Genomic DNA, 25,539 nt, shown 5'->3' with positions numbered 1-25,539 from the left:
ATCAGTGGCCAAGGATCTGGCTTAGGAACAGCTTGGTGCGATCCGATTGCGGGTTGTTGAAGAACTCTTTCGGCTCGTTCTGCTCGACGATCTGGCCCTGATCCATAAAGATCACGCGGTTCGCCACGGCTTGGGCAAAGCCCATTTCGTGGGTGACGCACAGCATGGTCATGCCTTCTTCGGCAAGCTCGATCATGGTGTCGAGCACCTCTTTGATCATCTCGGGGTCAAGCGCCGATGTCGGTTCGTCGAACAACATGATCCGTGGTTTCATGCACAGCGAGCGCGCAATCGCCACACGCTGCTGCTGACCGCCCGAAAGCTGGCCGGGGTATTTCTGCGCCTGCTCGGGGATTTTGACCTTTTCAAGGAAATACATCGCGGTTTCCTCGGCCTCTTTTTTCGGGGTCTTGCGAACCCAGATCGGCGCCAGCGTCAGGTTTTCCATGATGGTCAGATGCGGGAACAGGTTAAAGTGTTGAAACACCATCCCCACTTCCGAGCGCACCTTGTCGATGTTCTTCAAATCCGAGGTCAGCTCGGTGCCATCCACGATGATCTGGCCCTGCTGGTGTTCTTCCAGCCGGTTGATGCAGCGGATCAGCGTCGATTTCCCCGAGCCCGATGGGCCGCAGATCACGATACGCTCGCCCCGGTTCACCGTCATGTCGATATCGCGCAGCACGTGGAACTGGCCATACCATTTGTTCATATTGGTTACTTGGATCGCCACCTCATCAGAGACGGTCATCTTGCTGCGGTCGATTGCAGGTGTGTTCATGAGAGAGGCCCCTATTAACGGTGATCGGTCTTCAGCTTGCGCTCTAGGTACATCGAGTACCGCGACATGCCGAAGCAGAAGATAAAGAAGATAACGCCGACAAACAGCAAAGGCTCCCAGTAGACGCCCTTCCAGTTGATATCGGCACGAACCATTTTGGTGATGCCCTGCAGCGGATCGGCCAGACCCACCAGCGCCACCAGCGTCGTGTCTTTGAACAGACCGATGAAGGAGGACACGATGCCAGGGATCGAGATTTTCAGCGCCTGTGGCAGGATGATAAAGCGCTGCGCCTGCCAATAGTCCAAGCCAAGCGCATCAGCGGCTTCGGATTGGCCCTTGGGCAGGGCGGCCAGACCGCCACGGATCACCTCGGCGATATAGGCGGCCGCAAAGAAGGTCACCAGAATGATAACCCGCAAGATCAGGTCAAAGTTGCTGCGCGGCGGCAGGAAGTAGTTCAGCAGCAAAGAGGCGGTGAACAACATGGTGATCAGCGGCACGCCGCGGATGAATTCGATGAAGACAACCGACACCGATTTGATGAAAACCATGTCCGACCGACGCCCCAAAGCCAGCAGCAGCCCCATCGGCAGGCTGGCCGAAACCGCCGTGACGCCGATGACAAAGGACAGCAAAAAGCCGCCAAACTGGTCGCTGTCGACCGACATCAGCCGGATCGGCATCATATGTGCTAGCGGTGTCGTCACCATCGGCTGCACTTGCAGCCACCAGATCAACGCAACCGCAACCGCGATACCGCCCGCAACCACCGCCCCCAGCCGCGATTGCAGCTTGTTCCAGACGACAACCAACAGGCCAAAGCCAATCGCCACCCCTACAGGGCCCCAAACCGACCCACCCCAGAGCAGGTAAAACCCCACCAGCGGATAGACCAAGGTCAGCCACAACAGCTTTTTCGGCATCAGCGCCGCGACAGCGAACAGCGCCGCAAACACCACAACCGACAGCAAAAGGTGAAAGCCATCAGTGCCGACGCCCAGCATGCCCAGCAAGGTCAGCACGCTAACTGTGCCCAGCATCAGCATATTGACCCGGCGCAGGCCGTAATACAGCGCCGGCGCCAGCGCCATCAGCATCAGGCCAAAGGCCAGCACAGGCCGCCAATAGGCATCCATCGGGTAAAAACCGAACAGAAACTGGTGCCACCGCTCGCGCAGGATGGCCCAGCAGGCGCCCTCGGCCCCCGGGCCTGCGTTGGCTTCGATGATCTGGCGGCATTCGCCCAGCGAATTTGCAGTCCAAACCCCATTCAGGAACCAAGGCAGCGACGAAGCGATGATCCAATAGACCACATAAAGGCTGATCAGCGTCAAAAAGCCGTTCAGCGGGCTAGAGAACAGATTCTCGCGCACCCATCGCACCGCGCCAACTTCACTGGCGGGTGGTTTCTGCTGGGTCAGCATTTTGTCGCGCACGAAGGACATGGATGATTGCGTCATCTTAGCGCTCCTTCAGTTTGGTGGTGGCGTTATAGACGTTCATCATCGCAGAGATCAGCAGCGAGAGGATCAGATAGATCATCATCATCAGCAACATGCACTCCAGCTCGCGTCCGGTTTGGTTCATGGTGATACCGCCCAAAGTGCCCTTCAGGTCAAGATAGCCGACCGCGATGCCCAGCGTGGTGTTCTTGGTCAGGTTCAAATATTGGCTGATCAGCGGCGGCACGATCACCCGCAACGCCTGTGGCAGCACCACAAGGCTCATGATCCGCCCCTGACGCAGACCCAGCGCGGCGGCGGCCTCGGATTGGCCACGGCTAACGGCCATGATGCCTGCGCGCACGGCCTCGGCGATATAAGCGCCCGTGTAAAGCGACAGGGCGATCACCAAAGCCGTGAAGTTATGGGCGATCGAGATGCCACCGACAAAGTTAAAGCCCTTCCAGACCCCGTTTTCGTCGATGTTGAAATGCGGCACATCCCAGTGCAACCCCAGCGCGTAAAACAGCAGCGTGGTCGGCAGCACGATCAGGGCCAGGTTTTTCCACCAGGTCGCAGGGCGGATGCCGGTTGCCTCTTGCACAGCTTTTGCACGGCGGGTCACACCACGGCTGGCAAAGATCGAGGCCACAAACAGGCCGACAACCGCGATAAAGGAAAAGTTGAAGGGTATCCCCAGAAACTCGAACCCGCCAAGCGGATGGGTCAGCAAAGGATAGGGCACGCTGGTGCCACGGTTCGAAATCGCCACGGTATTGTCAAACAGCATAGACGCAGCCGCAGGGGTGCCGCTGTCGATCATCGCTTGCGTGACTTTGAAATCATTCACCTGCGGCATGATTTCGGTAAAGACAGTGTAGGCTAGAATAATCCACAACAGCAGGGGCACGTTGCGAAACACCTCGACATAGACCGTCATCAGACGCGCGACGATCCAGTTTTTCGACAGCCGCAGCACGCCAGCAAAAACGCCGATGATGGTGGCAAGGATGCAGCCAAAAAACGCCACGGCCAAGGTATTAAGCAGGCCGATGAACAGCGCACGCGAGTGGGTATCATCATTGGTATAGCTGATAAGCTGCTGGTCGATATCATAGCCAGCCCGTGTCCACAGGAAGCTAAAGTTGATATCCTTGCCCTTGTCAGCCAAGTTGGTGACAAGGTTATCGCGCAGCCACCACAGCACAACCGCCAGCAAAACAAGCGCAATTACCTGAATCGTGATCGACCGGTAACGTGTGTCATAGATAAGCATACCCAGCCGAAAGCTTGCTTTCGGCGCCTCGGTTGCAGACGTCATGGTATTACCCCCTGCCCTACCGCCTGTCGGACTAATGGTCGATCGGTGCGGGGTCGCGCCCCATGCGGTACGGGTGATTTTCTAGGATCAGAAAAGGAGGGCGCAGCTTGCACTGCGCCCCTTAGACAAGTGCGATTAACGGAAAGGTGGTGCGTACTGCAAGCCGCCTTGGGTCCATTGTGCGTTCAAGCCACGAGCCAGACCGATTGGGGTCGAAGCGCCGATGTTGGCTTCAAAGATTTCGCCATAGTTGCCGTTGGCAGAAATCGCGCGCTTTGCCCACTCTTTATCGAGGCCCATCATAGCGCCAAGGTCGCCCTCGAGGCCAAGCATACGCTTAACTTCTGGGTCGTTGGTGGAAGCTGCGACTTCTTCGATGTTTGCTTTGGTGATGCCTTTTTCTTCAGCAGCGACCAATGCGTAGTAGGTCCAACGGACGATATCGCCCCACTGGTTGTCGCCGTGACGCACGACTGGGCCAAGTGGCTCTTTCGAGATGATCTCTGGCAGAACCACATAGTCAGCTGGCGACGGCAGGGTTGCGCGCAGTGCAGCAAGACCCGAAGCGTCGGTGGTATAGGCGTCGCAAGCCCCAGCCAAGAACTGGCGCTGGCCTTCAGCATCGTCCTGAATGGTGACGGGGGTGTAGTTGATGTTGTTGGTCTTGAAGAAGTCAGCCAAGTTCAGCTCGGTGGTGGTGCCGGTCTGGATACAGATCGTCGCGCCGTCGAGTTCTTTTGCCGAAGACACGCCAAGATCTTTGCGCACCATAAAGCCCTGACCGTCGTAGTAGTTGACTGCCACGAAGTCGAGTTTCAGGTCGTTATCGCGCGAGAAGGTCCAGGTCGAGTTACGAACCAGCATGTCAACTTCGCCCGAAGCCAGCGCGGTGAAACGGGTCTCACCGGTGGTTGGAACGTATTTTACTTTCGAAGCGTCGCCCAACACGGCTGCGGCAACGGCTTTGCAAAGATCAGCGTCAAAGCCCATATATTGGCCGGTTGCGTCTGGCGCACCAAAGCCGGTCAGGCCGGTGTTCGAGCCGCAGATCAACTCGCCGCGTGCTTTCACATCATCCAGCGTCGAAGCCGAAGCAAAGCCCGCCAAAAGCGAAGTCGCAACAAGAGTTCCAAGGAACACGGATTTTTTCATTCTTACCTCTTCCTGTTTCCGCCCATTTTTTGGGCGAAGGTTAAGTGCCCCACGTAGACCGCGGGTGCGAGACCGGTGACGGAAACGCCGTCGGTGTAGGGCAGTTTGAGTTATAGCCTCGTAGTTGGTCAAGCAAAACCGCCAATATAACGGATGTTTGCGCAAACAGCCTCAGATTAATAGACCTATTAGACAGATTGCGCAAACTTCAGGCAGTTAACAGAAAGATTGTTACCCGCACAATCCAAAGAATCGCTCTGCGGCAAAAAGAGCCTCTTGTTTGTACGATTCAAGACGGGCGGCTTCTTCGTCGACGCCCCAAAGTTCATTCTGCCAAGCCTCGTCGATTCGGCTTAACTGCCAAGCCTGCGCCGCCGTCAGGTTTTTGCGCAAAACCGCCAGTGCCAGCACCAAAGAGCCGCTAATCGCAATCAGATCATGCGCGGCGGCAAGCCGAAAAGGGTCGAGCTGATGCAGCGCCTGCGACAAAGCCCGCGTGCTGGCCTCGGGCTGGGTGATGTGCACGACGCCAGCCGTCACCAGCAAGGGCGCTGCGTATTCCTGCGCAGCCCAAGCCAGCACCGGATCCCAGCCCTGCGCTTGGCGGTCGATCAATTCTTGTGGCGCGGTGGCGCGATAACACAGCAGATCGGTCTCACCGTAAGCCGCCAGCAGACCTGCCACTTCGGCAAACTGCGGCGCGACCTTATCCAGCGCGGAATTGGCGGCACGGGTCACCGGCATGGTGTCCGGTTTGATCACGCCGCTTTGCGCATCCCATTCCAGTGCAATCGCTTCGGCCATCGCAAGCGTCGGCACCACAAGCGGTGCTTTGGCGGGTGTCTTTACGGCGCGACCGTCAAGCGTGACGGTAAAGCCCCCGTCACAGGCCGAGGCGGTTGCTTGTTTCCAGAACCGTTTGGCGGACCAAGCGCTCATTCATCGCCCCCGAATGGATCCAAAGGCACATCGTTTTCGCCCCAATCCAAGGTTTTCCAGGTGCGCGCCATATGCTCGGGCAGGGGCGCGATAAAGGTCATCATCTCTTTGGTGATTGGGTGCTGAACCTTCAGCATCCGCGCATGCAGGTGCAGCTTGCGCGACAGATCGCCGCCAATGCCAGCACCCCAGCCATCGCCCATATTCTCGGTCGACGAGCCGCCGTATTTGCCGTCCCCAATGATCGGAAAGCCCATCTCGGCGATATGGGCACGCAACTGATGCGTGCGCCCTGTCACCGGCTCCATCGCCAACCAAGAGATGCGATTGCCCAAGAACCACAGGGTGAAATAGTCGGTATGGGCGCGTTTGGCGTCGGGATAGTCCGCCATCTTGGCCGGATGCACACAGATCATCTTTTCAGAATCACCATAGCCGCGCCCGCCCTTCATCAGCCCGTATTTGATCGAGCCTTTGCGCGGATGCGGCACGCCTGCGACGGCGGCCCAATAGATCTTGCGGGTGTTGCGGTGGCGCAGCATTTCCGACAAGGCGCGCGCCACGCGGTCGGTGCGCGCCAGCATCAACAGACCCGAGGTGTCTTTATCCAGACGGTGCACCAGCTTGGGGCGTTCTTTGTAGCCAAACTTCAGCGCTTCGGTCAGACCGTCAACATGGCGATCGCCCTGCCCCGAGCCGCCTTGGCTGGGCAGACCCGGAGGCTTGTTCAGGATGATCATATGCTCATCCTTCCACAGCACCGCGTCTTGGATCATTTTGGCATCCGCAGGCGTATAGCTGACACGCTTGACCACGGGGGCCGCATGATCGGGCAGCGGCGGAATGCGGATGGTTTGGCCCGGCACGATGCGGTCCGAGGCCTTGCAGCGCGCGGAATCAACCCGCACTTGCCCAGTGCGGCACATCTTTTCCACATGGCCTTGGGTCAGCTGCGGAAAGCGGCGCTTGAACCATTTATCAAGGCGCTGCTCGCCCTCGGCTTCCGAGACAGTCAAAAGGCTGACAGCGCTCATGCGAAAATCTCCCGCGAAAGGTAAATCCCTGCGGCAAGAGCGCCGAGAGAGAGGATAACAGTGCCTGCGACATAGGCCAAAGCCGTCGTGATGTCGCCACGTTCCCAGAGCGTAAAGCTGTCCAGCGAGAAGGCCGAAAAGGTGGTGAAGCCGCCAAGAATGCCGGTCATCAAAAACGGTGCCAAATGCGTGCCGCCCTTTTTCGCAAGCGCCACGATCAGCACCCCCATAGCAAAGGAGCCAAGGATATTGACGAAGAGCGTGCTGTAAGGGAAACCGGGCCCGAAAATCCGCATCGCAGAGACATTCGAGAGATAGCGCAGGCTCGCGCCGATTGCGCCGCCAAGGGCGACTTGAGAGAGGGTCCAGATCATCAGGTTTCCTTGGGCGTAAGCGCGGGAATTGTCAACAGCCCGACCGGGGCTCTGCCCCGGACCCCGGGATATTTAGAGACAGATGAAGGGTTGCTGTCAGTCGAGCTGTCGTTTGGCGCGCAGTTTGGCGAAATAGTCGATGCGTTTGCGCAATTCGCGTTCAAAGCCGCGCTCGGGCGGGGTGTAGAGCACCGGGCGTTTCACGCCTTCGGGGAAATAGTTTTGGCCCGAGAAGCCATCTTCGGCGTCGTGGTCATAGGCGTAGCCGCTGCCATAGCCGATCTCTTTCATCAGCTTGGTCGGGGCGGGGCGGATGTGCAGCGGTGGCGGTTGGCTGCCTGTTTCGCGTGCCAGCGCGCGGGCGGCCTTGAAGGCGGTATAGACGCCGTTCGATTTGGGAGCGAGGGCAAGGTAAACCACGGCCTGCGCCAGCGCAAGCTCGCCTTCGGGAGAGCCCAGACGTTCGAAGGTTTGCCAGCCTTCAAGGCAGATCTGCTGCGCCTGCGGATCGGCAAGGCCAATGTCTTCAACCGCCATGCGGGTGATGCGGCGGGCGAGAAAACGCGGGTCTTCGCCGCCTTCCAGCATGCGGGCGAACCAATAAAGCGCGGCATCGGGGTCAGAGCCACGCACTGATTTATGCAGCGCTGAAATCAGATTGTAATGTTCTTCGCCAGATTTGTCATATTTGCTGGCGCGCCGCATCAGCCGCGTTGCCAGCGCCGCGTGGCCAAGGGGTTTGTCGAGCCGCCATGCCGCGACCTGCTCGATCAGGTTGAGAAGCGCGCGACCATCGCCATCTGCCATCTCGATCAGCGCCTCGCGGGCCTCGCCATCCAAGGGCAGTGCGCGCGCCAGTTCCTTTTCGGCGCGTTGCACCAAACGTTCTAAATCGGTGAGAGTGAGCCGCTCGAGCACGATGACTTGGGCCCGCGACAACAGGGCGGCGTTCAACTCGAAGCTGGGGTTTTCGGTGGTGGCGCCCACAAGCAGGATGGTGCCATCCTCCATATAAGGCAGGAAGCCGTCTTGTTGCGCCTTGTTAAAGCGATGAATTTCATCGACAAAAAGCAAAGTACCCTGTCCGTTCTGACGCCGGATTTTGGCAGAATCGAAGACCTTGCGCAGATCCGGCACGCCGGTGAAAATCGCTGAGATTTGCACAAAGGCCAGGTCTGTTTGCGCAGCCAGCAGGCGGGCAATGGTGGTTTTGCCCACTCCGGGCGGGCCCCAAAGCACCAGCGAGGACAGGCTGCGCGCCGCCAGCATGGCCCCTAAGGGACCATCGGGGCCAAGCACATGGCTTTGGCCTATCACCTCTGACAGGCTGCGCGGACGCAGACGGTCTGCCAAAGGCCGCGGGCCTTCGGCGGGTTTGGCAGCGCCCGTGTTCATGTCAAAAAGATCGCTCATCAGCACAGAATAGGGCCTGATGGCGGGCAGGGAAAGCGCAATCCAATGCTGCACCCCGCCTGCGAAAGGCCTCTTTCACAGGCGGAGCCTTTGGCTTGGGAAGCGGCTTTCGCCAAAGCGGGATCGCTAATGGACCGTCAAAGAGAAATCCATCTCGACGACCTGATTTTCGACGCCGTCGATTTCCATCACCGGCCCCATCGCGCGCATCTTGACCCCGACACGATCGGCCCAGCGTGGCCAAGTGGCCGCCAAAAGTGTCAGGCAATGGGTGGCGTTCAGACTGCGCACGGTTTCACCCAACTGCTGGATCAACTGCGCATGAACGCGCCGTCGGATAGAGGCGGGCACATCATGGGCTACAAACAAACGGCTGGATTCCCAGATATGATCCCCAATCGGCGCAGGCTGGTAAAGCAGGTTGGCGGGAATCGTCTCGAGACAGCCAAGCTGTGCATCGCGGATCATATAGGAATAGATCCCGCATTTCGCGGTGGTTGGCGTCAAGCGATTGCCCGCAAGCACCCTACCCTGATCGTCATGCACCACCACCCAGCGGCTGGCAGGAGTGTCGTATTGATCATATTCCATCCCCAAAGCTTGAGGCAGATCCCATTTGTTGTGAACGATAAAAAGTTCACGCCGAGCGCGCAGCATATTGGCGAAAAGCTCGCCGTGGTTGTGTAAATTGGCAAAAGAAAGCGTCGTTGTAATCATTTTGGCCTCCAGGGGTTTAGATGGCAGTCTAACCTTGCGGAGGGAGTTTCAGATAAGCCGATAGTCTTTGGCGCGTTGGATGGCCTCCGCAGTGGTGCGTGCCATCAACCGTACTCTTGCAGATGTAATACGGGCCTTAAGGGCACTTTCCGATATGCCCAGTTTCGCCGCAGCGGCAGTAAACCGGTCTCCCCCAGCAATACAGCGCAGAGCCTCGATCTGAGCCTTTGTCAGCTCTTCCGGAGGTTCTGTCACGTCATGCAGCCGTTGCACAATAACCGCAAAGGCTGCAATTTCATGATCCTCGAACTCACGATCACTGCGCGCGAAAGAGGCAATTGATCGAGATTTAACAGGTCCGGATGCCACCGTTGCCCCGAATTTCAGCCCATAAAGCGCCGCTTCTTTGAACACGCCAAAGGGGTCGGGCAGGGCCTTATCACTCCACCTAATCGCGCCAGTCGTGCTAAAGCCCCAAGCTACCATGGGATCGCGCAGCACATAGCCTTTTTCAGTGTAGTGATCGAGCCAGTCCTGCGGATAGGCCTGAAAGGTAAAAAGGGGCGCCGTAAAGCGAATATGCAAACCGAGAAAATACCCAGCAGGAGCCATAAGCGCCAACTGATGCAATTCGACCTCGATACCCAACTTCACTGACATACTTACCTAATCTTAACGATTCGATTACAACTTTAAGAAGTATACAATCGACTGACTAGCGCATTCTGGAGAACAACGCTTTTCGTATTAACCACCAATCAACAATTCCGGCAAAATAAAAAGGCCTGCCGCGTCGGGCAGGCCTTTTTATTTTCAAACATGGTTAACAGAACGGCCTTCACGGCCTTTGCGTTAACCCTAGGACTTATGCCTCGGCAGCGTCTTCTGCTGCGGTGCGGGCGTGGTCTGCGGCACCTTTGGCCGAAACGTCGCGGTCAACGAATTCGATGATCGCCATTGGCGCCATGTCGCCGAAGCGGAAGCCAGCCTTCAGCACGCGCACATAGCCGCCCTGACGGTCCTGATAGCGTGGGCCAAGGATCTCGAACAGGCGCGCGGTGTGGATGTCTTGCTTCAGCTGCGAATGCGCTTGGCGACGGGCGTGCAAGTCGCCGCGCTTTGCCAGCGTGATCAGCTTTTCGATGATCGGACGCAGTTCTTTTGCTTTTGGCAGAGTGGTCTTGATCTGCTCGTGTTCAATCAGCGAACCAGCCATGTTTGCGAACATCGCTTTGCGGTGTTCGTGGGTGCGGTTCAGCTTACGGTAGCCATTAGAGTGACGCATGGGTATCTCCTATCGCGTGTTTTGCTTTGTCCGGCAGATCCTACGAGTGGTCCTGCTCACCTTGGGGTCATGCGACCCAGTGTTCCCCGGCAGCCCGGGCATTTGGTCGGGTGCGCATGTGTTGCGCACCCGATTGATCTTAGAACTGGTCCTCAAAACGCTTGGCCAGATCTTCGATGTTCTCTGGTGGCCAATCTTCGACTTCCATGCCCAAGTGCAGGCCCATGCCCGACAGCACTTCCTTGATTTCGTTCAAGGACTTGCGGCCAAAGTTTGGTGTGCGCAGCATTTCGGCTTCGGTTTTCTGGATCAGATCGCCGATGTAAACGATATTGTCGTTCTTGAGGCAGTTTGCCGAACGCACCGACAATTCCAGCTCGTCGACTTTCTTCAGCAGCAGCGGGTTGAACTCAAGACCTGCGTCTTCAGCGCCCTTGCCTGCCGCTTCTGGCTCGTCAAAGTTCACGAAGACCGCCAGTTGGTCCTGCAGAATGCGCGCCGCATAAGCGATTGCGTCTTCTGGGGTCAGCGAGCCGTCGGTTTCGATTTTCATCGTCAGCTTGTCATAGTCCAGAACCTGACCTTCGCGGGTCGGGGTGACTTCGTAGCTGACTTTCTTGACCGGCGAATAGATCGCATCGATTGGAATCAGGCCGATTGGCGCATCTTCCGGACGGTTCTTGTCAGCCGCAACATAGCCCTTGCCGGTGTTAACCGTCAGTTCCATGAACACATCTGCACCATCATCAAGGTGGCAGATCACGTGGTCTTTGTTCAGAACTTCAATGCCATTGGTTTCCGAGATGTCGCCAGCGGTGACAACGCCCGGACCCTTTGCCGAAATCGACAGGCGCTTTGGCCCTTCGACGTCCATCTTCAGGCTGACGCCCTTCAGGTTCAGCACGATGTCAGTGACATCTTCGCGCACGCCAGCAACGCTGGAGAATTCATGCAGCACGTTGTCGATCTGCACCGAAGTGATCGCAGCGCCTTGCAGCGACGACATCAGCACGCGACGCAGCGCGTTGCCAAGTGTCAGACCAAAGCCGCGCTCCAGCGGTTCTGCAATCGCGGTGGCGGTGCGCTGTGCATCTGCCCCTGCTTTGACAACCAGCTGTGTCGGTTTAATCAGTTCAAGCCAATTTTTGTGGATCATGTGACCGCCTCCATACTTGCCTCTGCTCATGTCCAAAGCAGACGACGCCCGAGGTTCAGAAATGACGAAATCGGGCCGCGCGTCATCGCGCAGCCCGACCAATAGTGATTGCCTTAAACGCGGCGGCGCTTAGGCGGACGGCAGCCGTTGTGTGCCAATGGGGTGACGTCACGAATCGAGGTGACGTTCAAACCAACAGCAGCCAAGGCGCGCAGAGCCGACTCGCGGCCCGAACCTGGGCCTTGCACTTCGACTTCAACAGTCTTCATGCCATGCTCTTGTGCCTTTTTGGCAGCATCTTCCGCAGCCATCTGAGCAGCATAGGGGGTCGATTTCCGCGAGCCTTTGAAGCCCATGGTGCCCGAAGACGACCAGGAAATCGCGTTGCCCTGAACGTCAGAGATCAGGATTTTGGTGTTGTTGAACGAGGAGTTCACGTGAACAACGCCAGCGGCAATGTTCTTACGCTCTTTTTTCTTCGTCCGTGCTTTTGTATCGCGTGCCATAACTAAGCGCTCCCCTTATTTCTTCTTGCCAGCGATGGCTTTTGCGGGGCCCTTGCGGGTACGAGCGTTCGTGTGCGTGCGCTGACCACGAACCGGCAGGTTCTTACGGTGACGCAGGCCACGGTAGCAACCCAGATCCATCAAACGCTTGATGTTCATCGAGGTTTCGCGACGCAGGTCGCCTTCAACGGTGACGTTTGCGTCGATGAATTCGCGGATCGCCAGAACTTCAGCGTCAGACAGCTGGTTCACGCGACGGGTGCGGTCGATGTTGGTGGCTTCGCAGATTTGCTCTGCAATGGCGGGACCAACGCCAGCAATATAGGTCAGGGCAATCGGGACCCGCTTTTGGGTCGGGATGTTTACGCCAGCAATACGTGCCAAACGTGTATTCCTTTTTGGTTGCGGTTCCGTAACGCCAGAACCTTTTTTCACAACACCACTTTTTCAGAGGCGATTCGAATCTCCGCAAAAGCGGAAGCCCGCAAGCGATTCCGCTGCGGGACGCCGTGCATTAGGGGCTTTTGGGGCAATCGTCAAGGGCAGCGCGGCGAATTTCACGCTTTGTCAAGAACCTTAGCCACGGCAGCCGCGACCGCGTCCATCTCGGCAAGGCCGTCAACGCTCGAAAGCTGGCCCTTGGCATAGTAATAGCCGATCAGCGGCGAGGTTTTCTTGTAATATTCCATCAGCCGGGTTTTCAGCGCATCGGCGTTGTCGTCAGCGCGGCGCTGCATATTGTGACCGCCGCAGACGTCGCAGGTGCCCTCGACTTTGCTGGGGCGGGTTTGGTCGTGGTAAACCTCGCCACAGCTGCCACAGGTATAGCGGCCGGTGATGCGCGCCACCAAGGCGGCGTCATCCACCTGCATCTCGATCACGGCATCCAGCCCCTGCCCCGTGCGCGCCAGCAAGGCGCCCAAAGCATCGGCCTGCATCAAGGTGCGCGGAAAGCCATCAAAAATGAAACCGCCCGCTGCCGGAGAGGCCAGCTTTTCCGCGATCAGACCGATCACGATCTCATCGGTCACCAACTCGCCCCGCGCCATCACCTCGGCAACGCGGCGGCCCATCTCGGTGCCCGAGGTTTTCGCCTCGCGCAGCATGTCGCCCGTGGACAGCTGCACCATCGCACGCTCTTCCACCAAACGCTTGGCTTGAGTGCCTTTGCCGGCCCCCGGAGGCCCCAGAAGGATGATGTTTGCCATGAGTTTACTCTTTCGCAAGCGGTCAGGAAACAAAAGGCCCGCCGCAAGACGGGCCTTTGCAGAACAAAGTTAGCGGCGTGCAGGTGGCCGGTTGGCCGTGCTGCGCTTTTTGCCACGCAACTGCGACTTTTCGATCAGACCTTCGTATTGATGCGCCAGAAGATGCGATTGAATCTGCTGGATGGTGTCCATCGTCACCGAAACCACGATCAGAACCGAGGTGCCGCCAAAGTAGAACGGCACCGAGAAGGTATCGCGCAAAATCTCGGGCAAAAGGCAGATCGCGGCCAGATAGGCAGCGCCCAGCACCAAGACACGGTTAACGACATAATCCAGATATTCTTCGGTCTTCTTGCCCGGACGGATCCCCGGAATGAACCCGTTCTGGTTCTTCAGGTTATCGGCCACTTCGTCGGTCTTAAAGGCGACGTTGGCGGTGTAGAAATAGGCAAAGAACACGATCATGCCAACAAAGAACGCCAGATACAGCGGCTGACCGGGGCCGAAATAGGCCAAGATCGTCGACATGATCGGGCCGGTGTTCTGGCCAGAGAAGGTCGCAATCGTGGTTGGCAGCAGCAGCAAGGACGAGGCAAAGATCGCAGGAATAACGCCAGCTGGGTTAACCTTGATCGGCAAATGCGACGATCCGCCGTCATAAACCTTCATGCCAACCTGACGGCGGGGATATTGGATATGGATCTTGCGCAGGGCGCGTTCCATGAACACCACCGCCGCGATAACCAGAACCACCATCACCAGCACGCCCAAGATCACCGGGGTCGAGATCACACCCGCGCGACCTTGGCTAAAGAACTGCGCCAAAGCCCGCGGAATTTCTGCTACAATGCCGGTAAAGATGATCAGCGAGATGCCGTTGCCGATGCCGCGCGCAGTAATCTGCTCGCCCAGCCACATCAAGAACATCGTCCCGCCGACCAGCGTGATCACACAAGAGATCACAAAGAACATGCCCGGCGTATGCGCCAGACCACCCGCCTCGATCGACTTGGCAATGCCAAAGCCTTGGAAGGTTGCCAAGACAACCGTGCCGTAACGGGTCCATTGGTTCATCTTTTTGCGACCCTGATCGCCCTCTTTCTTCATCTGCTCCAGCGCGGGCACCATCGAGGCCAGCAGCTGAATGATGATCGAGGCCGAAATATAGGGCATGATCCCCAGCGCGAAGATGCCCATGCGCTTAATTGCGCCGCCGGTGAACATCGACAGCATGCCGCCGATGCCTTGGCCTGCGTCATCCATAAAGTTGCGCAGCGCGGTTCCGTCAATACCTGGAACAGGCACATAGGTGCCCAAACGATAGACCATCAGCAAGCCGACGGTGAAAAAAATACGGCTCCGAAGATCGGTTGCCTTGCCTAGCGTACCCCAGCTGAGGTTCGCGGCCATTTGCTCTGCAGCAGATGCCATGATCAAATCTTTCTGCGTAGGCCCATTATGGGAAGCGCCGCCGAACCGTTTCCGGTCGGCGGCGCGGGAACTTGGCGATATGTAAGCGGTCTAAGGCCGGCTCACAACCACTTATTGCGCTTTGCGCACCGACTTACCGTGTGGAGCAAGGGTTGGCGCAACAGTCAGCGTGCCGCCAGCAGCCGCAACAGCCTCGATCGCAGCCGCCGAAGCGCCGGTCACGGACAATTTGACAGCCGATTTGATCTCGCCCTTGTTCAGGATGCGGATACCGTCGCGCAGGTGACCGGTCAGACCAGCCTCTACCAGCATCACTTCGGTGATCTCAGCCGAGATATCCAGCTTGCCAAGGGCAACGAATTTTTCGATCAAACCCAGGTTGATGACCGCATAGCGCATCTGGTTTGGCTTCGAGAAGCCGCGCTTTGGCAGACGGCGATACAGAGGCATCTGGCCGCCTTCGTAGCCGCCAATAGCGACGCCCGAACGCGATTTCTGGCCCTTGATACCACGGCCGCCCATTTTACCCGAGCCCGAACCAGGACCACGTGCAACGCGCTTTTGCTTTTTGGTTGCGCCTGGATTGTCGTGAAGTTCATGAAGTTTCATGTCGCATACTCCTATGCCGGAACTGCCCTGGCTGCGACGGCGGGGGCAAACGCGGCGTTGATGATTCTTATGACCATAGGCGGCCATTGGCGGCGTATAGACACTTGCGCCAAATACTGCAAGATGCGCGCTTGACCCAATACAGATCGGAACGCAATGTCGACCAATACCAGCTATCGCGCAGGCCTAGAACAGCAGTTTCAGGCCGATTGGGTCAGCTTTTTCGCCACCTTCGCGCGGTTTGAACATGCGCTGATCAAGGCACCCTATCTAAAGCACGGCAAAACCGGTGTCACCGCCGAAGCGGGCTGGGCAGGCTTTGCCGCCGACCTTGGCGCGGGCTTTCTTGAAACCTGCCGCGCCGATCCCGATCTGGAAAAGCTGTTCACCAACCCGCCGATGTTGCTCAAGGTCGATCAGGGCGAGGAAAGCTCGTGGAAAAAGGCCCGTGCGATCAATTCGGTGGCCGATTGGTTTCTGGTGGTCAAGGATGTGCGCAACAACCTGTTCCACGGCGACATCTCGCCCCATTCCGAGCGCGAAGAGCGGCTGATCATCGCCGCCCAACGCGTGTTGGATCTGGCCTATGCCGCTGCTTTGGCGCGGGCCGATAATCCGAAGATGGTCGAGTTTTGCGAGGCGTTTCGGTTTCGTAAGTAACCCACCCTGAAACGCAAAACGCCCCACCTTACGGCGGGGCGTTTCGACAAGCGTAGGGTGGGGTTACACCCCACCCAAAGCCTTAGCCGCGCTCTTCGATGATCTGAACAAGATGCGAGATCTTGTTGACCATGCCGCGCACGGAAGGTGTGTCTTCCAGCTCGCGGGTGCGGTTCATTTTGTTCAGGCCAAGACCCTTCAGGGTCGCGGTCTGGATCGCTGGGCGGCGGGCAGCCGAAGCCACCTGCTTGACCACGATGGTTTTCTTGTCAGCCATGATTAAGCCTCCACGGTTTCAGCGGCGGGCTTGTTCAGGATCTCGGCCACTTTCTTACCGCGACGTGCGGCAACAAGGCGGGGCGAGGTCTCGGACTTAAGACCGTCGATGGTGGCACGGATCATGTTGTAGGGGTTCGAGGTGCCGATGGATTTCGCCACCACATCCTGAAGACCCAACATCTCGAAAACGGCGCGCATTGGGCCACCAGCGATGATACCGGTACCGGCAACTGCCGACCGCATCACAACTTTACCGGCGCCATGACGGCCTTCCATGTCGTGGTGCAAGGTGCGGGCGTCTTTCAGCGGCACGCGAATAAGCTGGCGCTTTGCCTGCTCGGTCGCCTTGCGGATCGCTTCTGGAACTTCCTTAGCCTTGCCTTTGCCAAAGCCTACGCGGCCTTTTTGATCGCCAACGACGACCAAAGCTGCGAAGCCAAAGCGCTTACCGCCCTTGACGGTTTTAGAAACGCGGTTGATCGCAACCAAACGGTCAGCGAATTCCGGTGTCTCTTCGGGCCGGTTGTCGCGGCTGTTGCCACGGTTGTCCCGGCGGTTTTCACGTTCTGCCATTTTTCAACTCCTCAGAACTTAAGTCCACCTTCACGAGCAGCATCGGCCAAAGCCTTGATCTTGCCGTGAAAGAGGAAACCACCGCGGTCGAAGTAGCACTCTTCGACACCGGCCTGTTTTGCCCGTTCTGCGATCGTCGCACCGACCTTGGTCGCTGCTTCGACGTTGTTCTTGCCCACGAAACCCAGCTCTTTTTCGAGAGTGGATGCCGAAGCCAAGGTCACGCCTTTGACGTCGTCGATCAGCTGAACGCTGATGTTTTTGGACGAGCGGTGAACCGACAGGCGCAGACGCCCGTGCGATGTAGCTTTGATTTTGTTCCGGACGCGCTGGCGGCGCTTGAGGAACAGGTCTCTCTTTGTGTTCGCCATGATTGCGGTCCTTACTTCTTCTTACCTTCCTTGCGGAATACGAATTCACCCTTATAGCGGATGCCTTTGCCCTTATAGGGCTCGGGCTTGCGCCATTCGCGGATATTCGCAGCGACCTGACCAACGAGCTGTTGGTCAATGCCTTCCACAATGATTTCAGTTTGTTTCGGAGCCGAAACGGTGACACCGGCTGGAACCTCGAAGTTTACTTCGTGGCTATAGCCAAGCGAGAGCTTCAGATTGGTGCCATTCATCGCTGCGCGATAACCAACACCCTGAATTTCAAGCTCTTTCTTGAAGCCAGTAGAGACGCCAACCACCAGGTTTTCGACCATCGAACGGGCCATGCCCCACTGCTGACGCGCACGCTTGGAAGTCCCACGAGGAGAGACCTTTACGGCACCCTCTTCGATGGTCAGCGTTACATCGTCGGTCGCAGTGAAGCTGCGGGTGCCTTTCGGCCCCTTTACTTCGACGGTTTGACCGGAAATCGAAGCCGTTACGCCCGTGACCAGAGTTACGGGCTTTTTGCCAATACGAGACATACCACCCTCCTCAGAACACGGTGCAAAGCACTTCGCCGCCAACATTGGCTGCGCGCGCATTTGCATCTGACATGACGCCCTTAGGCGTCGACACGATGGAGATACCAAGGCCGTTGCGGACCGATGGAATTTCCTTGACCGACATGTACACACGACGGCCGGGCTTGGAGACGCGCTTTACTTCGCGGATCACAGGCACGCCTTCAAAGTACTTGAGGCTGATCACCAGCTCGCCCTGACCGTTGTCGGTCGTGGCGCGCTCGAAACCGCGGATGTAGCCTTCGCTTGCGAGAACTTCCAGAACCCAGGCGCGCAGCTTCGAGGCAGGTGTCGACACAGTCGACTTGCCGCGCATTTGTGCGTTCCGGATGCGTGTAAGCATATCGCCGATAGGATCGTTCATCATCATTTTAGAACCTCCTTACCAGCTCGACTTAACCATGCCCGGGATCTGACCAAAGGAGGCCAGTTCACGAAGCATGATCCGCGAGAGTTTGAGCTTGCGATAGAACGCATGCGGACGGCCGGTCAGCTGGCAACGGTTGTGCAAGCGTACGGCGGACGAGTTACGGGGCATCTCTGCCAGTTTGATGGTCGCTTTAAAGCGCTCTTCAACGGGCTTCGACTGGTCTTTGATCACCGCATTCAGTGCGGCGCGCTTGGTCGCGTGCTGTTGCACGAGCTTTGCGCGCTTTACTTCGCGGTTCACCATGGATTTTTTTGCCATTGTCAGGTTCCTCGCGCGATTACGACGTGAAGGGCATGTTGAAAAGCTTCAACAGGCTCTTTGCTTCGGCATCGGTTTTGGCGGTGGTGCAGATGATGATGTCCATACCGTGAGTGTCTTCGACTTTGTCGAATTCAATCTCGGGGAACACGAGCTGTTCTTTCAGGCCCATAGCATAGTTGCCACGGCCATCGAACGAAGTCGGCTTCAGGCCGCGGAAGTCGCGGACGCGAGGCAGAGCGATCGTGATCAGACGGTCAAGGAATTCATACATCCGGTCGCCACGAAGGGTAACCTTGCAGCCGAGCGGCATCTCTTCACGGACGCGGAAGCCAGCGATGGACTTCTTAGCCATGGTGATGACAGCCTTCTGACCAGCAATAGCGGTCATCTCTTCTGCGGCTTTCTTGACTTTCTTGGTGTCCTTGACGGCATCACCAACACCCATGTTCAGCACGATTTTGTCGAGCTTTGGGATCTGCATGTCGTTCTTATAGCCATGTTCGGCTTTCATAAGAGCGCGCAGTTTGGTGATGTATTCCGCTTTCAAACGCGGGGTGTATTGAGCTTGATCAAGCATCAGATCGCCTCCCCAGTTGTCTTAGCGAAACGGACTTTCTTGTCGCCTTCCATACGGAAGCCAACGCGCGTTGCTTTGCCGTTCTTGTCCAACAAGGACAGGTTCGACAAATCGATTGGCATTGCCTTGGCAAGACGGCCACCCTGCGAAGTCTGGCTTTGCTTGGTGTGACGGATTGCCATATTGGCGCCCTCGACGATGGCTTTGTTGGCCGAAGGGTTCACGGACGAAATCTCGCCCTTAGAGCCCTTGTCCTTGCCAGTCAGGATGACGACGGTATCGCCTTTTTTAAGCTTCGCAGCCATCAGAGCACCTCCGGAGCCAACGAGATGATTTTCATGAAGTTCTTGGCGCGAAGTTCGCGCACAACTGGCCCGAAGATACGCGTGCCAACGGGTTCACCCTGGTTGTTCAGGATGACAGCGGCATTGCGGTCAAAACGGATAGCTGTGCCGTCTTCACGGCGAACTTCTTTGGCTGTGCGAACAACAACGGCCTTACGGACGTCGCCTTTTTTAACACGGCCTTTAGGAATTGCTTCCTTGACGGACACCACGATGATGTCGCCAACGGATGCATAACGACGGTGCGAACCGCCGAGAACCTTGATGCACTGTACTCGGCGAGCGCCGGAGTTATCAGCAACATCCAGGTTGGTCTGCATCTGGATCATTTAGGTTTCTCCCGACCTTTGGGGCTCATTCCCCAGGGTTTCGTTCAGATCTGAAAAGCGATCGCGGCTTACGCCTCGACGACCACAGTCCAGCGTTTGGTTTTGGAAATTGGAGCGCATTCTTCAATACGAACCGAATCGCCGGTCTTGTACTTGTTCAGCTCGTCGTGAGCGCGATATTTCTTCGACTTACGGACGGTCTTTTGCAGCAACGGGTGCTTAAAGCGGCGTTCCACCAGAACGGTGATGGTCTGCTCGTTCTTGTCAGAAGTCACAACGCCTTGCAGGATACGTTTAGGCATGGTGCGCTCCTTAGTTCGCAGCCGCTTGCGCGGCTTTCTGGTTCAACACGGTCAGAACACGCGCAGCGTCACGACGGACAGCACGCATACGGGCGGTGTTTTCAAGCTGGTTGGTGGCTGCTTGGAAGCGCAGGTTGAAGGCTTCCTTTTTCAGCGAAACCAAAGTCTCGCGCAGCTGTTCGGGCGTTTGGCCCAAAAGTTCCTTGGCGTTCATGCGCCTCTTCCTTTTCGTTCACCAGACGGCCCCGAGGGTAACCGTTGACCTAGTGGATCAATATAAAACCACCGATTCCGAGTCGCCTCGGAGCCGTGGATGGGTGCGTATAGGCTTTGGGGGGTGGGATGGCAAGCGCGAAGTTCCAAGAAATAAGGCCGCCTCGTTTGCCGGCCCCGCCAAGATGCCTTTTGGTTAACACACAGCTCGCAACAAAAAGCCCCCACCGTTTCCGATGGGGGCGATTTCAGCGTAGGGTGGGGTTACACCCCACCACTTACCAATCTTCTTTGGCCACGATGCGGGTCATCACTGGAAGCTTGTTTGCGCCAAGGCGCAGGGCTTCGCGGGCGATGATTTCCGAAACGCCGTCGATTTCGAACATGATACGGCCGGGTTTGACGCGGGCTGCCCAATAGTCGGTGGAGCCTTTACCTTTACCCATACGCACTTCTGTTGGCTTCGACGAGACCGGAGTATCCGGGAAAATCCGGATCCAGACACGGCCTTGACGTTTCATGTGACGGGTGATCGCGCGGCGAGCCGCTTCGATCTGACGAGCCGTCACACGCTCTGGTTCAGTCGCTTTCAGCGCAAAGGAGCCGAAGTTCAGCAAAAAGCCGCCTTTGGCTTCGCCGTGGATACGGCCCTTGTGCTGCTTGCGGAACTTAGTCCGTTTTGGTTGCAACATCTTCTTCTACTCCCTTACGCGCGTTCGCGGTCGCGGCGAGGCGAACGCGGTGCTGCACCTTCTTGCGCTTCGGCAAGACGGCGATCATGGGCTTGCGGATCATGCTCGAGGATTTCGCCTTTGAAGATCCAGACCTTAACACCGATGATGCCATAAGGCGTCATGGCTTCGGACAGAGCATAGTCGATGTCAGCGCGCAGGGTGTGCAAGGGCACACGGCCTTCACGATACCATTCGGTCCGCGCGATTTCTGCACCGCCAAGACGGCCAGCAACGTTCACACGGATGCCCAGGGCCCCCATGCGCATCGCGTTCTGCACGCCACGCTTCATAGCGCGACGGAAGGAAACACGACGTTCCATTTGCTGTGCAATCGACTCGGCAACCAGCTGAGCGTCCACTTCGGGCTTACGCACTTCAACGATGTTGAGGTGCAGGTCCGACTTGGTGAAAGCCGCCAGTTTCTTACGCAGGGTTTCGATATCGGCGCCTTTTTTGCCGATGATCACGCCCGGACGTGCGGTGTGGATGGTCACGCGGCATTTTTTGTGCGGACGCTCGATGATCACGCGCGAAACGCCAGCCTGCTTGCACTCTTCATGCACGAATTCGCGCATTTTGAGGTCTTCAAGCAGAAGATTGCCGTAGTCTTTCGATTCTGCGAACCAGCGGCTGTCCCAGGTGCGGTTGACCTGAAGACGCATACCGATCGGATTTACCTTCTGACCCATTATGCAGTCTCCCCGACTTGACGGACCTTGATGGTGATCTCAGAGAACGGCTTCATGATCTTGCCGAAACGGCCGCGTGCGCGCGGACGCCCACGCTTCATCACAAGGTTCTTACCAACCCAGGCTTCGGCAACGATCAGGCTGTCGACGTCCAGGTTATGGTTGTTCTCTGCGTTCGCGATAGCCGACTGTAGGCACTTCTTGACGTCGCCAGCGATGCGGCGCTTCGAGAAGGTCAGATCGGAAAGGGCGTGCGCCACTTTCTTACCGCGGATCAGGCCAGCGACGAGGTTCAGCTTTTGTGGCGAGGTGCGGAGCATCCGCGAGATCGCCATTGCTTCGTTGTCCGCCACGCGACGGGGGTTCTTTTCCGTGCTCATGGCTTACTTCCTCTTCGCTTTCTTGTCGGCAGCATGGCCGTAGTAGGTGCGGGTCGGCGAATATTCACCGAACTTCTGACCAATCATTTCCTCGGTCACAGCGACTGGGATATGCTTTTTGCCGTTGTAAACGCCAAAGGTCAGACCGACAAACTGCGGCAGGATGGTGGAGCGACGCGACCAAATCTTGATCACTTCGTTTTTGCCCGATTCTTTCGCCTTCTCAGCTTTTTTAAAGATATAGCCGTCGACGAACGGGCCTTTCCAGATAGAACGTGCCATGGATTAGCGCCCTTTCTTCAGGTGACGCGACCGGACAATCATCTTGTCCGAAGCTTTAGCCTTGCGGGTGCGATTGCCCTTAGTGCCCTTACCCCAAGGCGTCACTGGGTGACGACCACCCGAGGTCCGGCCTTCACCACCACCATGTGGGTGGTCGATTGGGTTCATTGCAACACCGCGCACAGTCGGGCGAACGCCCTTGTGACGCATCCGGCCAGCTTTACCGAAGTTTTGGTTCGAGTTGTCAGGGTTCGACACAGCACCGATGGTGGCCATGCATTCCTGACGCACCAGACGCAGTTCGCCCGAGGACAAACGCAGCTGAGCATAGGCGCCATCGCGACCAACGAACTGAGCATAGGTGCCAGCAGCGCGGGCCATTTGGCCGCCCTTACCTGGCTTCATCTCGACGTTGTGCACGATCGTACCAATCGGCATGCCCGAGAAAGGCATAGCGTTGCCCGGCTTGACGTCGGTCTTGGCGCCAGCGATCACGCTGTCACCCACGGCCAAACGCTGCGGTGCAAGGATGTACGAGAGTTCGCCATCGGCATAACGCACGAGGGCGATGAACGCGGTGCGGTTCGGATCGTATTCGATCCGCTCGACGACCGCGGCAATGTTAAACTTTGTGCGCTTGAAATCGACCACACGGTAGAGACGCTTGGCGCCCCCGCCCTTGTGCCACATAGTGATACGTCCGGTGTTGTTCCGGCCACCTGTCTTGGTCAAACCCTCAGTAAGGGATTTGACCGGACGGCCTTTCCACAGCTCCGAACGGTCGATCAGAACCAACCCGCGTTGGCCAGGCGTCGTCGGCTTATACGACTTAAGTGCCATGCTTTCTGTCTTCCGTCAGCTAGCGGGCCTGCAATTTGGCAGACCCATGGTTATAGGGCTCCGTAGATCCCCGAGGACGCTTTTGCAGGGTTGGACCCTAAAAAAGCGGATTCTTCAAAAACCACACGGCCTCGGAAGAACCGAGGCCGTGGGATTCGATGCCCAATATCAGAGGCCGGTGGAAACGTCGATAGTGTTTCCAGCTTCCAGCGTCACATAGGCTTTCTTCTTGTCACTGCGCTCGCCGGCGCGGCCACGGAACTTTTTCGCCTTACCCTTGGTGATGGTGGTGTTAACCGCCTTCACCTTGACGCCGAAGACAGCTTCCACTGCTTCTTTGACCTGGGGCTTGGTTGCGTCCATAGCGACTTGAAACACCACCACGTTATGCTCCGAAGCCAAGGTGGCTTTTTCGGTGATAACCGGCTTTTTGATCAGGTCGTAGTGTTCTGGTTTAACGCTCATTTCAGACGAGCCTCCAAAGCTTCGACACCTGCTTTGGTGATCACCAGGGTGTCACGCTTCAGGATGTCATAGACGTTTGCGCCCATGGTTGGCAGAACGTCCACGCCTTCGATGTTGCGAGCAGCCAGCGCGAAGTTCGCGTCAACCGTTGCACCGTCGATGATGAGAACGCGCTTCCAGCCCAATTCCGACACATGCTTTGCAAGCGTTGCGGTCTTGACTTCAGCCATAGTGGCTGCATCCAAGATCACCAACTCGCCTGCGCGGGCCTTTGCGGACAAAGCGTGACGCAGACCCAGAGCGCGGAATTTCTTCGGCAGATCATGAGCGTGCGAACGCGGGGTCGGGCCCTTAACAACGCCACCGTGACGGAAGATCGGAGCCTTCTTGGAACCGTGACGAGCGCCGCCGGTGCCTTTTTGCTTGTAGATCTTCTTGGTCGAATAGGAGACTTCTGCGCGGGTCAGAACCGAGTGGGTTCCAGCCTGAGCGCGGGCGCGCTGCCAACGAACGACACGGTGCAGAACGTCTGCACGCGGGTCGAGGCCGAACAGAGCTTCGTCAAGGTCGATGGAACCGGCTTTGCCGCCATCAAGTTTGATCACGTCAAGTTTCATGCTTCACCCCCTTCAACTGCAACATCTGCAGCCGGAGCAGCCTGTGCGGCCATACGGATGCCAGCAGGCAATGGAATACCAGCAGGAGCTGCTTTCTTCACAGCGTCCTTGATGGTGACCCAACCGCCTTTGGAGCCTGGAACGGCGCCTTTGATCATCAGGATGCCACGCTCGGAGTCAGTGCGGACCACTTGCAGGTTCTGCGTGGTGGTGCGAACTGCGCCCATGTGGCCAGCCATTTTCTTACCCTTGAAAACCTTACCTGGGTCTTGGCATTGGCCGGTCGAACCGTGCGAACGGTGCGAAACCGAAACACCGTGCGACGCGCGCAAACCGCCAAAGTTGTGCCGCTTCATAGCACCCTGGAAGCCTTTACCGATCGAGGTACCGGCGATGTCGACGAACTGGCCTTCAAGATAGTGGCCAGCGGTGATTTCCGCGCCCACTTCGATCAGGTTTGCTGCCGATACGCGGAATTCCACGATCTTACGCTTGGGTTCGACATTTGCTTTGGCAAAGTGGCCACGCATTGCTGCGGTGGTCCGCTTGGCCTTGGCAGCGCCTGCACCCAGCTGAACGGCAGTGTAGCCATCCTTCTCGGCGGTGCGCTGTGCCACAACCTGCAGATTGTCGAGTTGAAGAACGGTCACAGGAACCTGTGTGCCGTTCTCGAGGAACAACCGGGTCATGCCCAGTTTCTTTGCAATAACGCCAGAGCGCATAATCTGATGCCCCCTTATACTTTGATTTCGACGTCAACGCCCGCAGCGAGGTCGAGCTTCATCAGCGCGTCCACGGTCTGGGGGGTTGGATCGACGATATCAAGAAGACGCTTGTGCGTGCGGATTTCCCACTGGTCGCGCGACTTTTTGTCGATGTGCGGACCACGGAGAACCGTGAATTTCTCGATTTTGTTCGGCAGTGGAATCGGACCGCGCACAGTGGCGCCAGTGCGCTTCGCGGTGCTTACGATTTCCTGCGTGCTGGCATCCAGAACGCGGTAATCGAAGGCTTTCAACCGAATGCGAATGGTTTGACCTTGCATTTGTTCTTCCTTCTGAACGTAGACGGGGCAACATGCCCGGCCCATAGGTTCAATTGTGAATTCGTAGAAGGCGCGCCCTGTTGGGGGCGCGCCGCTGTGCCTTATAGCGTCAAACCGCCTTTGGAAAGGCGATTCGCTGCTTTTACTTGATGATTTTCGAAACCACGCCAGCGCCGACGGTGCGGCCGCCTTC

At 57.3% G+C, this 25,539-nt stretch carries 38 protein-coding genes; 1 reads left to right on the top strand and 37 read right to left on the bottom strand.

What is annotated here, in order from left to right; all coding sequences use genetic code 11:
* Position 1: 1 nt before the first annotated feature.
* From V7Q10_RS06010 to rplO, 17 genes are all read right to left on the bottom strand, one after another.
* Complete coding sequence (locus tag V7Q10_RS06010) at positions 2-781, bottom strand: amino acid ABC transporter ATP-binding protein (RefSeq protein WP_333868152.1); 780 nt, start codon at positions 779-781, stop codon at positions 2-4.
* Between the two features lie 14 nt (positions 782-795).
* On the bottom strand, positions 796-2,244 hold the full coding sequence (locus tag V7Q10_RS06005; RefSeq protein WP_333868151.1) for an amino acid ABC transporter permease: 1,449 nt from the start codon (positions 2,242-2,244) through the stop codon (positions 796-798).
* A 1-nt stretch (position 2,245) separates the two neighbouring features.
* The gene (locus V7Q10_RS06000; RefSeq protein WP_333868150.1) at positions 2,246-3,547 is read right to left on the bottom strand and encodes an amino acid ABC transporter permease; all 1,302 of its coding nucleotides are present in this window, start codon (positions 3,545-3,547) and stop codon (positions 2,246-2,248) included.
* Positions 3,548-3,682: 135 nt separating this feature from the next.
* Positions 3,683-4,699 carry an amino acid ABC transporter substrate-binding protein gene (locus V7Q10_RS05995; protein WP_333868149.1) on the bottom strand — a complete coding sequence of 339 codons (1,017 nt, stop codon included), beginning with the start codon at positions 4,697-4,699 and terminating at the stop codon, positions 3,683-3,685.
* A 231-nt stretch (positions 4,700-4,930) separates the two neighbouring features.
* Positions 4,931-5,638, bottom strand: coding sequence for an ATP12 family chaperone protein (locus tag V7Q10_RS05990; protein ID WP_333868148.1), 708 nt, complete (start codon positions 5,636-5,638; stop codon positions 4,931-4,933).
* On the bottom strand, positions 5,635-6,672 hold the full coding sequence (locus tag V7Q10_RS05985) for an RluA family pseudouridine synthase (protein WP_333868147.1): 1,038 nt from the start codon (positions 6,670-6,672) through the stop codon (positions 5,635-5,637). The genes V7Q10_RS05990 and V7Q10_RS05985 overlap by 4 nt, the downstream gene beginning before the upstream one ends.
* On the bottom strand, positions 6,669-7,046 hold the full coding sequence (gene crcB / locus V7Q10_RS05980) for a fluoride efflux transporter CrcB (RefSeq protein ID WP_333868146.1): 378 nt from the start codon (positions 7,044-7,046) through the stop codon (positions 6,669-6,671). Before crcB ends, V7Q10_RS05985 begins: the two co-directional genes overlap by 4 nt.
* A 96-nt stretch (positions 7,047-7,142) precedes the next feature.
* Positions 7,143-8,459: a replication-associated recombination protein A gene (locus tag V7Q10_RS05975; RefSeq protein WP_333868145.1), complete on the bottom strand. Its 1,317-nt coding sequence runs from the start codon at positions 8,457-8,459 to the stop codon at positions 7,143-7,145.
* 126 nt (positions 8,460-8,585) lie between these two features.
* Positions 8,586-9,176 carry an acyl-homoserine-lactone synthase gene (locus tag V7Q10_RS05970; protein WP_333868144.1) on the bottom strand — a complete coding sequence of 197 codons (591 nt, stop codon included), beginning with the start codon at positions 9,174-9,176 and terminating at the stop codon, positions 8,586-8,588.
* A 48-nt stretch (positions 9,177-9,224) separates the two neighbouring features.
* The gene (locus V7Q10_RS05965; RefSeq protein WP_333868143.1) at positions 9,225-9,836 is read right to left on the bottom strand and encodes an autoinducer binding domain-containing protein; all 612 of its coding nucleotides are present in this window, start codon (positions 9,834-9,836) and stop codon (positions 9,225-9,227) included.
* 205 nt (positions 9,837-10,041) lie between these two features.
* Positions 10,042-10,461: a 50S ribosomal protein L17 gene (gene rplQ, locus V7Q10_RS05960; RefSeq protein ID WP_333868142.1), complete on the bottom strand. Its 420-nt coding sequence runs from the start codon at positions 10,459-10,461 to the stop codon at positions 10,042-10,044.
* A gap of 139 nt (positions 10,462-10,600) precedes the next feature.
* Positions 10,601-11,617, bottom strand: coding sequence for a DNA-directed RNA polymerase subunit alpha (locus V7Q10_RS05955; protein WP_333868141.1), 1,017 nt, complete (start codon positions 11,615-11,617; stop codon positions 10,601-10,603).
* 113 nt (positions 11,618-11,730) lie between these two features.
* Positions 11,731-12,123, bottom strand: coding sequence for a 30S ribosomal protein S11 (rpsK, locus tag V7Q10_RS05950; RefSeq protein WP_333868140.1), 393 nt, complete (start codon positions 12,121-12,123; stop codon positions 11,731-11,733).
* Positions 12,124-12,138: 15 nt separating this feature from the next.
* Positions 12,139-12,507 carry a 30S ribosomal protein S13 gene (gene rpsM / locus V7Q10_RS05945; protein WP_333868223.1) on the bottom strand — a complete coding sequence of 123 codons (369 nt, stop codon included), beginning with the start codon at positions 12,505-12,507 and terminating at the stop codon, positions 12,139-12,141.
* Between the two features lie 173 nt (positions 12,508-12,680).
* Positions 12,681-13,331, bottom strand: a complete 651-nt coding sequence (locus V7Q10_RS05940) for an adenylate kinase (protein WP_333868139.1) — start codon at positions 13,329-13,331, stop codon at positions 12,681-12,683.
* Between the two features lie 69 nt (positions 13,332-13,400).
* A complete protein-coding gene (gene secY / locus V7Q10_RS05935; RefSeq protein ID WP_333868138.1) occupies positions 13,401-14,762 on the bottom strand; it encodes a preprotein translocase subunit SecY in 1,362 nt (453 codons plus the stop codon).
* A 111-nt stretch (positions 14,763-14,873) separates the two neighbouring features.
* Complete coding sequence (gene rplO, locus V7Q10_RS05930) at positions 14,874-15,371, bottom strand: 50S ribosomal protein L15 (protein WP_333868222.1); 498 nt, start codon at positions 15,369-15,371, stop codon at positions 14,874-14,876.
* Positions 15,372-15,527: 156 nt separating this feature from the next.
* Between rplO and V7Q10_RS05925 the strand changes: the two genes are divergently transcribed.
* Complete coding sequence (locus V7Q10_RS05925; RefSeq protein ID WP_333868137.1) at positions 15,528-16,031, top strand: hypothetical protein; 504 nt, start codon at positions 15,528-15,530, stop codon at positions 16,029-16,031.
* An 82-nt stretch (positions 16,032-16,113) separates the two neighbouring features.
* Here V7Q10_RS05925 and rpmD read toward each other — a convergent pair whose 3' ends face one another.
* From rpmD to rpsJ, 20 genes are all read right to left on the bottom strand, one after another.
* A complete protein-coding gene (rpmD, locus tag V7Q10_RS05920) occupies positions 16,114-16,308 on the bottom strand; it encodes a 50S ribosomal protein L30 (RefSeq protein ID WP_333868136.1) in 195 nt (64 codons plus the stop codon).
* A 2-nt stretch (positions 16,309-16,310) separates the two neighbouring features.
* Entirely contained in the window at positions 16,311-16,883 is a 573-nt protein-coding gene (rpsE, locus tag V7Q10_RS05915) for a 30S ribosomal protein S5 (protein ID WP_333868135.1), read from the bottom strand.
* Positions 16,884-16,894: 11 nt separating this feature from the next.
* Positions 16,895-17,254 (bottom strand): 50S ribosomal protein L18, encoded by a 360-nt coding sequence (rplR, locus tag V7Q10_RS05910; protein WP_333868134.1) that lies wholly within the window; start codon positions 17,252-17,254, stop codon positions 16,895-16,897.
* Positions 17,255-17,265: 11 nt separating this feature from the next.
* Positions 17,266-17,799 carry a 50S ribosomal protein L6 gene (rplF, locus tag V7Q10_RS05905; RefSeq protein WP_333868133.1) on the bottom strand — a complete coding sequence of 178 codons (534 nt, stop codon included), beginning with the start codon at positions 17,797-17,799 and terminating at the stop codon, positions 17,266-17,268.
* Positions 17,800-17,809: 10 nt separating this feature from the next.
* Positions 17,810-18,208: a 30S ribosomal protein S8 gene (rpsH, locus tag V7Q10_RS05900; protein WP_333868132.1), complete on the bottom strand. Its 399-nt coding sequence runs from the start codon at positions 18,206-18,208 to the stop codon at positions 17,810-17,812.
* 12 nt (positions 18,209-18,220) lie between these two features.
* Positions 18,221-18,526 carry a 30S ribosomal protein S14 gene (gene rpsN / locus V7Q10_RS05895; protein WP_333868131.1) on the bottom strand — a complete coding sequence of 102 codons (306 nt, stop codon included), beginning with the start codon at positions 18,524-18,526 and terminating at the stop codon, positions 18,221-18,223.
* Positions 18,527-18,545: 19 nt separating this feature from the next.
* Complete coding sequence (gene rplE, locus V7Q10_RS05890; protein ID WP_333868130.1) at positions 18,546-19,106, bottom strand: 50S ribosomal protein L5; 561 nt, start codon at positions 19,104-19,106, stop codon at positions 18,546-18,548.
* On the bottom strand, positions 19,106-19,411 hold the full coding sequence (gene rplX, locus V7Q10_RS05885; RefSeq protein ID WP_333868129.1) for a 50S ribosomal protein L24: 306 nt from the start codon (positions 19,409-19,411) through the stop codon (positions 19,106-19,108). Before rplX ends, rplE begins: the two co-directional genes overlap by 1 nt.
* A complete protein-coding gene (gene rplN / locus V7Q10_RS05880) occupies positions 19,411-19,779 on the bottom strand; it encodes a 50S ribosomal protein L14 (RefSeq protein WP_013066055.1) in 369 nt (122 codons plus the stop codon). The genes rplX and rplN overlap by 1 nt, the downstream gene beginning before the upstream one ends.
* 68 nt (positions 19,780-19,847) lie before the next feature.
* The gene (rpsQ, locus tag V7Q10_RS05875) at positions 19,848-20,081 is read right to left on the bottom strand and encodes a 30S ribosomal protein S17 (RefSeq protein WP_333868128.1); all 234 of its coding nucleotides are present in this window, start codon (positions 20,079-20,081) and stop codon (positions 19,848-19,850) included.
* Positions 20,082-20,091: 10 nt separating this feature from the next.
* Complete coding sequence (rpmC, locus tag V7Q10_RS05870) at positions 20,092-20,295, bottom strand: 50S ribosomal protein L29 (RefSeq protein WP_333868127.1); 204 nt, start codon at positions 20,293-20,295, stop codon at positions 20,092-20,094.
* A 277-nt stretch (positions 20,296-20,572) separates the two neighbouring features.
* Entirely contained in the window at positions 20,573-20,986 is a 414-nt protein-coding gene (gene rplP, locus V7Q10_RS05865) for a 50S ribosomal protein L16 (RefSeq protein WP_333868126.1), read from the bottom strand.
* A gap of 14 nt (positions 20,987-21,000) precedes the next feature.
* Positions 21,001-21,717 carry a 30S ribosomal protein S3 gene (gene rpsC, locus V7Q10_RS05860; RefSeq protein WP_333868125.1) on the bottom strand — a complete coding sequence of 239 codons (717 nt, stop codon included), beginning with the start codon at positions 21,715-21,717 and terminating at the stop codon, positions 21,001-21,003.
* Positions 21,717-22,097 (bottom strand): 50S ribosomal protein L22, encoded by a 381-nt coding sequence (gene rplV, locus V7Q10_RS05855; protein ID WP_333868124.1) that lies wholly within the window; start codon positions 22,095-22,097, stop codon positions 21,717-21,719. Before rplV ends, rpsC begins: the two co-directional genes overlap by 1 nt.
* Before the next feature lie 3 nt (positions 22,098-22,100).
* Complete coding sequence (gene rpsS / locus V7Q10_RS05850) at positions 22,101-22,379, bottom strand: 30S ribosomal protein S19 (RefSeq protein ID WP_333868123.1); 279 nt, start codon at positions 22,377-22,379, stop codon at positions 22,101-22,103.
* Positions 22,380-22,382: 3 nt separating this feature from the next.
* On the bottom strand, positions 22,383-23,219 hold the full coding sequence (rplB, locus tag V7Q10_RS05845) for a 50S ribosomal protein L2 (protein ID WP_333868122.1): 837 nt from the start codon (positions 23,217-23,219) through the stop codon (positions 22,383-22,385).
* A 168-nt stretch (positions 23,220-23,387) separates the two neighbouring features.
* Positions 23,388-23,684 (bottom strand): 50S ribosomal protein L23, encoded by a 297-nt coding sequence (locus V7Q10_RS05840; protein ID WP_333868121.1) that lies wholly within the window; start codon positions 23,682-23,684, stop codon positions 23,388-23,390.
* Positions 23,681-24,301: a 50S ribosomal protein L4 gene (rplD, locus tag V7Q10_RS05835; RefSeq protein WP_333868120.1), complete on the bottom strand. Its 621-nt coding sequence runs from the start codon at positions 24,299-24,301 to the stop codon at positions 23,681-23,683. Before rplD ends, V7Q10_RS05840 begins: the two co-directional genes overlap by 4 nt.
* Positions 24,298-25,023: a 50S ribosomal protein L3 gene (gene rplC, locus V7Q10_RS05830; RefSeq protein WP_333868119.1), complete on the bottom strand. Its 726-nt coding sequence runs from the start codon at positions 25,021-25,023 to the stop codon at positions 24,298-24,300. The genes rplD and rplC overlap by 4 nt, the downstream gene beginning before the upstream one ends.
* A gap of 14 nt (positions 25,024-25,037) precedes the next feature.
* Positions 25,038-25,346 (bottom strand): 30S ribosomal protein S10, encoded by a 309-nt coding sequence (gene rpsJ / locus V7Q10_RS05825; protein ID WP_164626364.1) that lies wholly within the window; start codon positions 25,344-25,346, stop codon positions 25,038-25,040.
* Positions 25,347-25,539: the final 193 nt, after the last annotated feature.

Source organism: Cypionkella sp. (assembly GCF_036782355.1).
Taxonomy (GTDB): Bacteria; Pseudomonadota; Alphaproteobacteria; order Rhodobacterales; family Rhodobacteraceae; genus Cypionkella.
The sequence above is the reverse complement of the archived record's forward strand: the minus strand, read 5'-3'. Positions and strand labels throughout refer to the sequence as shown.

Coding starts and splice junctions, on each gene's coding strand:
- rplN (WP_013066055.1), bottom strand. CDS start 19,779: ATGATCCAGATGCAGACCAACCTGGATGTTGCTGATAACTCCGGCGCT.
- V7Q10_RS05965 (WP_333868143.1), bottom strand. CDS start 9,836: ATGTCAGTGAAGTTGGGTATCGAGGTCGAATTGCATCAGTTGGCGCTT.
- V7Q10_RS05975 (WP_333868145.1), bottom strand. CDS start 8,459: ATGAGCGATCTTTTTGACATGAACACGGGCGCTGCCAAACCCGCCGAA.
- V7Q10_RS06000 (WP_333868150.1), bottom strand. CDS start 3,547: ATGACGTCTGCAACCGAGGCGCCGAAAGCAAGCTTTCGGCTGGGTATG.
- rplC (WP_333868119.1), bottom strand. CDS start 25,023: ATGCGCTCTGGCGTTATTGCAAAGAAACTGGGCATGACCCGGTTGTTC.
- rplX (WP_333868129.1), bottom strand. CDS start 19,411: ATGGCTGCGAAGCTTAAAAAAGGCGATACCGTCGTCATCCTGACTGGC.
- V7Q10_RS05925 (WP_333868137.1), top strand. CDS start 15,528: ATGTCGACCAATACCAGCTATCGCGCAGGCCTAGAACAGCAGTTTCAG.
- rplR (WP_333868134.1), bottom strand. CDS start 17,254: ATGGCGAACACAAAGAGAGACCTGTTCCTCAAGCGCCGCCAGCGCGTC.
- rplO (WP_333868222.1), bottom strand. CDS start 15,371: ATGAAACTTCATGAACTTCACGACAATCCAGGCGCAACCAAAAAGCAA.
- rpsE (WP_333868135.1), bottom strand. CDS start 16,883: ATGGCAGAACGTGAAAACCGCCGGGACAACCGTGGCAACAGCCGCGAC.
- rplB (WP_333868122.1), bottom strand. CDS start 23,219: ATGGCACTTAAGTCGTATAAGCCGACGACGCCTGGCCAACGCGGGTTG.
- rpsC (WP_333868125.1), bottom strand. CDS start 21,717: ATGGGTCAGAAGGTAAATCCGATCGGTATGCGTCTTCAGGTCAACCGC.
- V7Q10_RS05995 (WP_333868149.1), bottom strand. CDS start 4,699: ATGAAAAAATCCGTGTTCCTTGGAACTCTTGTTGCGACTTCGCTTTTG.
- rplD (WP_333868120.1), bottom strand. CDS start 24,301: ATGAAACTTGACGTGATCAAACTTGATGGCGGCAAAGCCGGTTCCATC.
- rpmD (WP_333868136.1), bottom strand. CDS start 16,308: ATGGCTGACAAGAAAACCATCGTGGTCAAGCAGGTGGCTTCGGCTGCC.
- crcB (WP_333868146.1), bottom strand. CDS start 7,046: ATGATCTGGACCCTCTCTCAAGTCGCCCTTGGCGGCGCAATCGGCGCG.
- rpsK (WP_333868140.1), bottom strand. CDS start 12,123: ATGGCACGCGATACAAAAGCACGGACGAAGAAAAAAGAGCGTAAGAAC.
- rpsN (WP_333868131.1), bottom strand. CDS start 18,526: ATGGCAAAAAAATCCATGGTGAACCGCGAAGTAAAGCGCGCAAAGCTC.
- rpmC (WP_333868127.1), bottom strand. CDS start 20,295: ATGAACGCCAAGGAACTTTTGGGCCAAACGCCCGAACAGCTGCGCGAG.
- rplE (WP_333868130.1), bottom strand. CDS start 19,106: ATGCTTGATCAAGCTCAATACACCCCGCGTTTGAAAGCGGAATACATC.
- rpsJ (WP_164626364.1), bottom strand. CDS start 25,346: ATGCAAGGTCAAACCATTCGCATTCGGTTGAAAGCCTTCGATTACCGC.
- rplQ (WP_333868142.1), bottom strand. CDS start 10,461: ATGCGTCACTCTAATGGCTACCGTAAGCTGAACCGCACCCACGAACAC.
- V7Q10_RS05990 (WP_333868148.1), bottom strand. CDS start 5,638: ATGAGCGCTTGGTCCGCCAAACGGTTCTGGAAACAAGCAACCGCCTCG.
- rpsH (WP_333868132.1), bottom strand. CDS start 18,208: ATGATGATGAACGATCCTATCGGCGATATGCTTACACGCATCCGGAAC.
- V7Q10_RS06010 (WP_333868152.1), bottom strand. CDS start 781: ATGAACACACCTGCAATCGACCGCAGCAAGATGACCGTCTCTGATGAG.
- rpsQ (WP_333868128.1), bottom strand. CDS start 20,081: ATGCCTAAACGTATCCTGCAAGGCGTTGTGACTTCTGACAAGAACGAG.
- V7Q10_RS05970 (WP_333868144.1), bottom strand. CDS start 9,176: ATGATTACAACGACGCTTTCTTTTGCCAATTTACACAACCACGGCGAG.
- V7Q10_RS05840 (WP_333868121.1), bottom strand. CDS start 23,684: ATGAGCGTTAAACCAGAACACTACGACCTGATCAAAAAGCCGGTTATC.
- secY (WP_333868138.1), bottom strand. CDS start 14,762: ATGGCATCTGCTGCAGAGCAAATGGCCGCGAACCTCAGCTGGGGTACG.
- V7Q10_RS05985 (WP_333868147.1), bottom strand. CDS start 6,672: ATGAGCGCTGTCAGCCTTTTGACTGTCTCGGAAGCCGAGGGCGAGCAG.
- rplF (WP_333868133.1), bottom strand. CDS start 17,799: ATGTCTCGTATTGGCAAAAAGCCCGTAACTCTGGTCACGGGCGTAACG.
- V7Q10_RS06005 (WP_333868151.1), bottom strand. CDS start 2,244: ATGACGCAATCATCCATGTCCTTCGTGCGCGACAAAATGCTGACCCAG.
- V7Q10_RS05955 (WP_333868141.1), bottom strand. CDS start 11,617: ATGATCCACAAAAATTGGCTTGAACTGATTAAACCGACACAGCTGGTT.
- V7Q10_RS05940 (WP_333868139.1), bottom strand. CDS start 13,331: ATGGCAAACATCATCCTTCTGGGGCCTCCGGGGGCCGGCAAAGGCACT.
- rpsS (WP_333868123.1), bottom strand. CDS start 22,379: ATGGCACGTTCTATCTGGAAAGGCCCGTTCGTCGACGGCTATATCTTT.
- rplV (WP_333868124.1), bottom strand. CDS start 22,097: ATGAGCACGGAAAAGAACCCCCGTCGCGTGGCGGACAACGAAGCAATG.
- rplP (WP_333868126.1), bottom strand. CDS start 20,986: ATGTTGCAACCAAAACGGACTAAGTTCCGCAAGCAGCACAAGGGCCGT.